This window comes from Nonomuraea cypriaca (assembly GCF_015645445.1).
Classification (GTDB): Bacteria; Actinomycetota; Actinomycetes; order Streptosporangiales; family Streptosporangiaceae; genus Nonomuraea; species Nonomuraea cypriaca.
Window position 1 is genome coordinate 1 of sequence record NZ_JADOGI010000356.1, and the last position, 7,956, is coordinate 7,956.

Annotated in this window: 8 protein-coding genes and 1 pseudogene; 7 read left to right on the forward strand and 2 right to left on the reverse strand. The window is 71.1% G+C overall.

The window, feature by feature from the left end; genetic code table 11:
- Nucleotides 1-3 precede the first annotated feature (3 nt).
- From ITP53_RS52160 to ITP53_RS52190, 7 genes are all read left to right on the forward strand, one after another.
- The gene (locus ITP53_RS52160) at nucleotides 4-843 is read left to right on the forward strand and encodes a hypothetical protein (protein ID WP_195902933.1); all 840 of its coding nucleotides are present in this window, start codon (nucleotides 4-6) and stop codon (nucleotides 841-843) included.
- Nucleotides 844-950: 107 nt separating this feature from the next.
- Nucleotides 951-2,543 carry a murein biosynthesis integral membrane protein MurJ gene (gene murJ, locus ITP53_RS52165; protein WP_195902926.1) on the forward strand — a complete coding sequence of 531 codons (1,593 nt, stop codon included), beginning with the start codon at nucleotides 951-953 and terminating at the stop codon, nucleotides 2,541-2,543.
- 26 nt (nucleotides 2,544-2,569) lie between these two features.
- Nucleotides 2,570-3,799 (forward strand): glycosyltransferase family 4 protein, encoded by a 1,230-nt coding sequence (locus tag ITP53_RS52170; protein ID WP_328818624.1) that lies wholly within the window; start codon nucleotides 2,570-2,572, stop codon nucleotides 3,797-3,799.
- A gap of 179 nt (nucleotides 3,800-3,978) precedes the next feature.
- Entirely contained in the window at nucleotides 3,979-4,965 is a 987-nt protein-coding gene (locus ITP53_RS52175; protein ID WP_195902928.1) for a TerC family protein, read from the forward strand.
- Nucleotides 4,966-5,073: 108 nt separating this feature from the next.
- Nucleotides 5,074-5,724, forward strand: a complete 651-nt coding sequence (locus tag ITP53_RS52180; RefSeq protein WP_195902929.1) for a phosphatidylserine decarboxylase — start codon at nucleotides 5,074-5,076, stop codon at nucleotides 5,722-5,724.
- Nucleotides 5,711-6,544 carry a CDP-diacylglycerol--serine O-phosphatidyltransferase gene (gene pssA / locus ITP53_RS52185; RefSeq protein ID WP_195902930.1) on the forward strand — a complete coding sequence of 278 codons (834 nt, stop codon included), beginning with the start codon at nucleotides 5,711-5,713 and terminating at the stop codon, nucleotides 6,542-6,544. Before ITP53_RS52180 ends, pssA begins: the two co-directional genes overlap by 14 nt.
- 36 nt (nucleotides 6,545-6,580) lie before the next feature.
- Nucleotides 6,581-6,856 carry a hypothetical protein gene (locus ITP53_RS52190; protein ID WP_195902931.1) on the forward strand — a complete coding sequence of 92 codons (276 nt, stop codon included), beginning with the start codon at nucleotides 6,581-6,583 and terminating at the stop codon, nucleotides 6,854-6,856.
- 21 nt (nucleotides 6,857-6,877) lie between these two features.
- Here the strand turns inward: ITP53_RS52190 and ITP53_RS52195 are convergent, their stop codons facing one another.
- A complete protein-coding gene (locus ITP53_RS52195; protein ID WP_195902932.1) occupies nucleotides 6,878-7,534 on the reverse strand; it encodes an MBL fold metallo-hydrolase in 657 nt (218 codons plus the stop codon).
- Nucleotides 7,531-7,956, reverse strand: a pseudogene (locus ITP53_RS52200) (hypothetical protein); the annotation flags it as partial. The pseudogene ITP53_RS52200 and the gene ITP53_RS52195, both read right to left, overlap by 4 nt.

Below are 7,956 nucleotides of genomic sequence, written 5' to 3' on the forward strand. Positions count from 1 at the left end.
GGCCTGCTCTTCGCCCTCGCCGGCGCCACGATCGGCGCCGTGGCCGCCCGTGCCGCCTACAGCGCGTTCACCCGTGGCCGGCCGGCCGACCTGAGCGGGCGCTGGACCCGCAAGAACCACCGCGGCGAGCCCATCACGCTGCTCGAAGGCCCCGCCTTCGTGGCGGGCGCCGGCGCGGCGGCCGCACTCACACCCGGCCTGCCCGGCCGCCTGCGTCTGGCCGCCCTCGTCGCGGGCGGCGGCAGCGGCGCGCTCGGCGCCTACGACGACCTCTACGGCACCACCTCCTCCAAGGGCTTCAAAGGGCACCTGAGCGCGCTCGGCCGGGGCGAGGTCACCAGCGGCGCGGTCAAGATCCTCGGCATCGGCGCCACCGGGCTGGCCGCCGCCGCCCTCGTCTCCACGGGGCCCGTCGACACCCTGGTCAACGGCGCGACCATCGCCGGCGCCGCCAACCTCGCCAACCTCTTCGACCTGCGCCCAGGCCGGGCCATCAAGGTCGGTCTGCTGACCGGCGGGCCGCTGCTGGCCGCCGCGCTCTTCCGCGACTCGCCGCCCGCCGCGGCGCTGGCCGCCGTCCCGCTCGGCGCCGCCGCCGCGCTGCTGCCCGCGGACCTGGCCGAGCGGTCCATGCTCGGCGACGCGGGCGCCAACTCCCTGGGCGCGCTGCTCGGGCTCGCCGCCGTCACCAAGCTCGGCCGTCCCGGCCGCTACGCCCTGCTGGGCACCGTGGTGGCGCTGACGGCCGCCGCGGAGAAGGTCAGCTTCACCAAGGTCATCGCAGGCAACCCCGTGCTCAACCGCCTCGACCTGCTCGGCCGTCGTCCCGTCGGCCCGGTGTGATCGGGCGCGTGTGATCGGGAGCGCGCGATTGTCGGTGCGGCCTGCCAGGATGTCCGGGTGCCCGGGTGGATCGTCCTGGGCGTGATCGTGCGGGCTGGGGAGGCCGGGTGAGCGTAGTGACGGCGCGGAGCGTCGCGGGCGGCGCCATGCTCATCGGCGCGATCACCGTGCTGGCCCGCGTCGGCGGCTTCGCCAAGCAGTACGCCTTCGCCCAGACGGTCGGCACCAAGTGCCTGTCCACGGCCTACATGACGGCGAACCAGATCCCGAACATCGTGTTCGAGGTGGTCGTCGGCGGCGCCCTGGCCGGCATGGTCGTCCCCGTCCTCGCGGGGGTCTCGCGGGAGCGGGTGGGCTGGATCGGGTCGGCGCTGCTGACCTGGGTCGTCGTCGTCCTGGCGCCGCTGGGCGTGCTCGTCGCGTTGTTCGCGGGGCCGATCACCGGGCTGTTCTTCGGCGTGGGTCTGGAGGGGTGTGACGTCGGCGACGTGACGGCGGTCGCCACCCGGATGCTGGTCGTCTTCGCCCCCCAGATCCCCCTGTACGGCGTCGCCGTGGTCCTCTACGGCGTGCTCCAGTCGGACAAGCGGTTCACCGGGCCCGCGGTCGCGCCCCTGGTGTCCAGCATCGTGGTCATCGTCGCCTACCTGCTGTTCGTGCCGCTCAGCGGCGGGCTGACCGACCCCGGCGACGTTCCAGGGCCCGCCGAGCTGGCCCTGTCGGCCGGGACGAGCCTCGGCGTGCTGTCCATGGTGCTGGCCGTGATCGGGCCCACGGCGCGGCTGGGCCTGCGGTGGCGGCCCACCTTACGGTTCCCTGACGGGGTGGCCGGGCAGGTGCGGCGGCTCGCCCTGGCCGGGATGGCGGCGCTGCTCGCCCAGCAGGCCGCCATGATCGTGGTGCTGGTGCTGTCCAACCACGAGATCGGCAACGCGGCCATCGCCGTCTACAACTACGCGTGGGCGATCTACCTGGTGCCGTACGCGGTGCTCGCCGTGCCGATCGCCACCAGCGCGTTTCCCCGGCTGTCCGCGCGGGCGGGGGATCCGGCCGCGTTCTCGGCGCTGGCCGCCCGCACGACGCGGGCGGTCGTGCTGGTGTCCGGGCTCGCCGCCGGGGTGCTGGCGGCCGTGTCCGGGCCCGGCGCCGTGGTGTTCCTCGGGTTCAAGAGCGACGTGCCCGCGCCGCAACTCGCCGCGGCGATCGCGTTGTTCGCTCCAGGGCTGGTCGGATACGGGTTGATCGCGCATCTCAGCCGGGTGCTCTACGCGGCGGGCCGCGGCCGTCCGGCCGCCACCGGGACCGTGCTTGGCTGGCTGGTCGTGCTGGTCGCACAGGTCGTCTTCGTGCTGCTGCTGCCCGGCGGGTGGAAGATCGGGGGGATGGCGCTCGGCATGAGCACCGGTATGAGCGTGGGCGGGGCGTTGCTGCTCGGCGCCGTGGTGCGGGCCAGGGGGAGCGCGGCCGTGGCCGGGCTGGTCCGGGCCGGAGCCGCGGCGGTCACCGGCGGGCTGCTGGGATACCTGGCTGGGGCCGGTGTGGTGGGCCTGCTCGGCGTGCGCGGCATCTGGCCGAACGCCGGCGCCACCGTGCTTGCGGCGGCCGTGGCGCTGGCCGTGGGGGTTGCGGTCGTGGCGGTGATGGACCGGGCGGACGCCCGCGCGGTGGCCGGGCTGCTCAGGCGCGGCGGGCCGGAATGAGCCCACGGCAGGGGAAGGAGCGGGTTGTGCGGGTGGCTTTCGTGCTGGGCACCACGTCCGGCGGCACCGGACGGCATGTCCGGATGCTCGCGGAAGGGCTGGTGGGGCGCGGGCATCAGGTGGTCGTCGCCGGGCCGAGCGGTGTCGAGGAGCAGTTCTCGTTCGCCTCGGCCGGGGCGCGGTTCGTGCCGATCGCCGTCTCCGACCGCCCGCATCCGGTGAACGACCTGCGTGCCGTGCTCGCGATCAGGCGGCTGACCAGGGGCGCCGACGTGGTGCACGCTCACGGGCTGCGCGCCGGAGCGCTGGCCGCGCTCGGGGTGCGGGGGGTGCTCACCAGCCTCGGGGTGCGGGCGGGGCGGAGGGCGCTCGGGCCGCGGGGGAGGCGGAGGCCGCCCACCGCGTCGCGCTCCACCGGCGAGGGGGCGTCCGCGGCCGGTGAGGGCCGCAGGCTGGTGGTCACCCTGCACAACGCCCTGACGGCGGGCGGCTTCGTGGGGGTCGTCTACGGGGTGCTGGAGCGGATCGTGGCCTGGCGGGCGGACCACGTGCTCGTGGTGTCGCCGGATCTCGGGGAGCGGATGACCGGGCTGGGCGCCCGGGACGTGCGCCCGGCCGTCGTGCCCGCGCCCGCGCTGCGACCGGCGAAACGTACGCCTCAGGAGGTCAGGGACGAGCTGGGGGCGGGGGAGAGGCCCATCCTGCTCATGATCGGCAGGCTCGCTCAGCAGAAGGGTCTCGAAACCCTCCTCGACGTCGCGGCCGGGCCGTGGCCAGGCGGCGGTGGGAGAAGCGGGGAGGGTCCGCAGGCTGCCGGGCAGCCGTTGTTCGTGGTGGCCGGTGAGGGGCCGCTGCGGGGTGAGCTGGAGCGGCGGATCCGGGCCGAGCGGCTGCCCGTGCGGCTGCTCGGGAACCGCGAGGACATCCCCGACCTGCTCGGGGCGGCCACGGCGGTGGTCACGGCCAGCAGGTGGGAGGGGCAGCCGCTCAGCCTGAACGAGGCGCTCATGGCCGGCAAACCCGTGATCGGCACGGCGGTGGGGGGGATTCCGGAAATCGTGGGAGACGCCGGAGTGCTCGTGCCGTACGGGGATGTGCAGGGGCTGCGCGGGGCCGTACGCACGCTGCTGGAGGAGCCCGGACCTGCGGAGAGAATGGCGGCGGCGGCCGCGCGCCGAGGGCGGGAGCTGCCTGGGGGGGACGAAGCCGTGGAGAGCGTGCTGACGATCTACCGTTTTGCGGGAACCATCGGATGATTAGGTAGGGCTAAGGCGTTCTCATATACTGCCTGGGTTAGGGAGGGGAGTATCCCTTCGCGACAGCCTCGTCATCACGGTGCAGCCCCCACCCATGGGGCCCCCGGGGCTGCCGGTCCGTGCGCGAAGACGGGCGGGAGAGACCTCCGGCACCGATGTCGCGCATGCCGGAGGGTTGAGTGAGCGTACCCGTGTGGGCTTGGATCGCCGTGATCGGCGGCCTTCTTGTTGTTCTGGCCGTTGACCTATGGATCGTCGACCGCGGAGAAGCCCGAGAGTTCTCCATGCGGCAGGCCGGTTACTGGGTGACGTTCTACGTCGCCCTCGCCGTGGTGTTCGGGCTGGTGTTGTGGTCCCTTTACGGAGGCGACAAGGCGGGTGAGTTCTTCGCCGGCTACATCACCGAATACAGCCTCAGCGTCGACAATCTTTTCGTCTTCTTCATCATCATGAGCAGGTTCGCCGTTCCGAAGGCGTACCAGCACAAGGTTCTGCTCGTCGGCATCGTGCTCGCGCTCGTGATGCGCGGGATCTTCATCGCGCTCGGCGCCGCGGCGCTCGAGCGGTTCAGCTGGCTGTTCTACGTGTTCGGCGCGTTCCTCGTCTACACCGCGATCAACATCGTCCGGCAGCACCTCAAGGGCGAGGAAGAGAGCTTCAACGAGGAGAACATGCTGCTGAGGTGGGTGCGCAGGGCGTTCCCCACCACCGAGACGTACGTCGGGTCGAAGGTCATCGCCAAGATCGACGGCAGGCGCATGGTCACGCCGATGCTGATCGTCATGATCGCCATCGGAAGCACGGACCTGCTGTTCGCGCTCGACTCGATTCCCGCGATCTTCGGACTCACCAAGGACCCCTTCATCGTCTTCTCGGCCAACGCGTTTGCCCTGATGGGGCTGCGTCAGCTTTACTTCCTGCTGGGTGGGCTACTGCAGCGGCTCGTCTACATCAGCTACGGTTTGGCGTTCATCCTCGGGTTCATCGGGGTTAAGCTCGTATTGGAGGCGTTGCATGCCAGCCATGTCTCCTGGGCGCCCGAAATTCCCATCTGGGTGTCGCTCTCGGTCATCGGCGTCACCATGGTCATCACCACTGTGGCCAGCCTGATCAAGGCTCGCAGTGACGCACGCAAGGGCGAGGAGCCGCATCCGGAGCAGGTCTAGCGAAATGGGCTTCGAGGCGCTTTGCTTGTGTAGTTGCGCCGTGTAATAGTTACTGGCTTCGTAACTTCACGGCAAAGCGCCCAGTCCAGTCACCATCAAAGGTTGTACGTGTCAGACGATCTTGCTAAGTCGAGCCGCGCGAGCTCTGCGCGGCTCGCGCGTGGAGTGTCCCCGTGGCTCCTCCCGACGGCGGCCGCGGCGGCCGCCACCGCGCTGCTGACGCGCAGGGACCGGCGATGGGCGCTCGCGGCGGTGCCGCTGAGCGCGCTCACCGGTGGCATGCTCTGGTTCTTCCGGGATCCCGACCGCACGCCGGGCGTGGGGCGCGTCCTGTCACCCGCGGACGGCGTGGTGCAGAGCATCGACCCGTGGCCAGACGGCCGCACCAGGGTCGCAATCTTCATGAGCCCGCTCAACGTGCACGTCAACCGCGCCCCTCTTGCGGGAAATGTCGCATCCGTGCAGCATGTGGCAGGTGGGTTCCTGCCGGCGTTCAACAAGGACAGCGACCAGAACGAACGCGTGGTGTGGCATTTCGACACCGCGCTGGGCGATATCGAGATGGTGCAGATCGCGGGCGCGGTGGCGCGCAGGATCGTGCCGTACCTGAGCGCCGGTGCGAAGGTCACGCAGACGGAGCGGATCGGGCTCATCAGGCTCGGTTCGCGCGTCGACCTGTACCTTCCTGAAGGGATCTCTCCCGCGGTGTCCGTGGGGGAGAAGACGGTGGCGGGGGTGACCCGAATTGACCGCGGCTGACGCCGGAGGCTGGCAGGCGGAAGACGAAGACCCTCGGGGTCCCGTCGGCAAGGCGTTCCGGCTGTCCGCCGCCGACTCCCTCTCGCTGGGCAACGCGGTCTGCGGGTTCCTCGCGGTGTGCGTCCTGGCCTACTCCGCCATCCAGCAACTCCAGGGCGCTCCCGGCAGCCGCTTCTCGCCCGATCCGAGCTATTTCGCCACCGCCATCGTGCTGCTGCTCATCGGCGCGACCTGCGACCTGTTCGACGGTCTGGTCGCGCGGCGCTTCCGGGCCTCCGCGATGGGCGCCGAGCTGGACAACCTGGCCGATGTGATCAGCTTCGGGTTCGCGCCCGCGTTCATGGTCGTGATCTGGGGCGGGTTCACCAACCAGATGCCCTTCGCCGCGGTGGTCACCGCGGCGGCGGCCGTGCTCGTCGCCGGTGTCGTACGCCTGGCGAGATTCGCCTGCGTCAAGACCAAGAGCGGCGATTTCATGGGGCTGCCCATCCCGATGGGCGCCATGACCGTGATCTCCATCGTGCTGCTGTTCCAGCCGAGCTTCTGGTCGTTGCTGGCCGTGCTCGGCGTGGCGTGGCTGATGGTCAGCCGGGTGGAGTACCCCAAGCCGAAGGGGCAGCTCGCGGCGGTCGTCCTCGGGTGGATCATGGTGAACGTGGCGTTCCTCACCTTCTGGGTCGCGTGGCCCGAGGGTGGCGACCTGCCGATCAAGATCGGCGCGACCATGCAGATCGCGCTCGTGGCGGCGATTCCGCTGCGGATGTTGTTCTACAAGCGCGAGCAGCGCAAGGAGTACAAGCGCGAGCGCATCGGCAACTGACGGGATTTTTCATCCTTCTTCGGCTTTGATGGAGCCATGTCGGCCACGCCGCGCGAGCACACGCGCACGTACTATCTCGGCAAACTGGCCACGCAGCTGGAGCAGCGGGGGCTGACGGCGACGCTTCGGACGTATCCGCCGGCCCTGCGGATCAGCGATCCGGAGGCGGTTCTGCTGGCTGAGACCATCGACTGCGTGCCGCTCTCCGAGGGGTGGTTCTACCGCTGGTCGTGGGGCGAGGTCGTCGGCCTGGCCGACGATCCCGCCCTGGCGGCCGAGCGGATCGTCCGTGTCCTGGCCGCGCGCCGGTGAACGCGCGGCAGCTTGCCCGGGTTACCAGCCCCGGGCCTTCCAATCCGGCAGTGCGGGGCGCTCGGCGCCCAGCGTCGTGTCGTTGCCGTGCCCCGGGTAGACCCAGGTCTCGTCGGGCAGGCGGTTGAAGACGCGCTCGACCACGTCGTCGTAGAGCTGGTTGAAGCGCTGCGGGTCCTTCCACGTGTTGCCGACGCCGCCGGGGAACAGCGAGTCGCCGGTGAACAGGTGGGTGCCCGCCGTGCCGCCGTCGTACAGGAGGGCGATCGAGCCCGGCGTGTGGCCGCGCAGGTGGATGACCTCCAGGGTGGCCGCGCCGACCGTTATCGTGTCGCCGTGGTCCACCGTGCGGTCCACGGGGACCGGGAGGGCGGGCGCGTCCAGGGGGTGGGCGATGACCTGGGCCCCCGTCACCTTGGTCACCTGCTCCAGCGCCTGCCAGTGGTCGCCGTGCTGGTGGGTCGTGACGATCGAGCTGATCGGCCGGTCCGCGATCAGGGCGAGCAGGCGGTCGGAGTCGGCGGCCGCGTCGATGAGCAGGCCGTCGCCGGTCTGCGTGCAGCGCAGCAGGTAGGCGTTGTTGTCGTACGGGCCGACGGCGAGCTTGCAGATCGTGAGCGCGGGCAGCTCGCGCACGTCGGCGGGACCGCCGACCTGGACGTCACCTGTATAGGTCATGGATAGTCCTCTGGGGGCGTCGCGGGCAGATCAGCTGGGGCCGGCATCGTCAGCCACGGCGGCGGCTCGGGAAGCCCTGGGCCGCCTGGGCCTGGCAAGAACGTCTGCCCCACAGGCACCAGAGTAACCCCCTTACCGTCGGACCTCCCGGTGAGCCAGGCCAGCATGTCGGCCGGCGCTCCTTCGACGGCCGGGCCTGGGCCGAGGTCGCGCCACCGGGCGATGACGCCGGTGGGCTCGCGGAGGACGATCTCGCTCACCGTGGCGCGGGCGTACGGCCAGCATCCCAGGCAGTCGTGGAGCTCGCGGCGGACGAACGTGGCCGGCCAGTTCTCCGGGCCGTAACCGGCGTCGAGGTCGACGTGGTGGAGGCCCACTTCGCGCAGGCGGCGGACGATGACGTACCAGGCGGGATGGGCGGG

Coding starts and splice junctions, on each gene's coding strand:
- ITP53_RS52190 (WP_195902931.1), top strand. CDS start 6,581: ATGTCGGCCACGCCGCGCGAGCACACGCGCACGTACTATCTCGGCAAA.
- ITP53_RS52195 (WP_195902932.1), bottom strand. CDS start 7,534: ATGACCTATACAGGTGACGTCCAGGTCGGCGGTCCCGCCGACGTGCGC.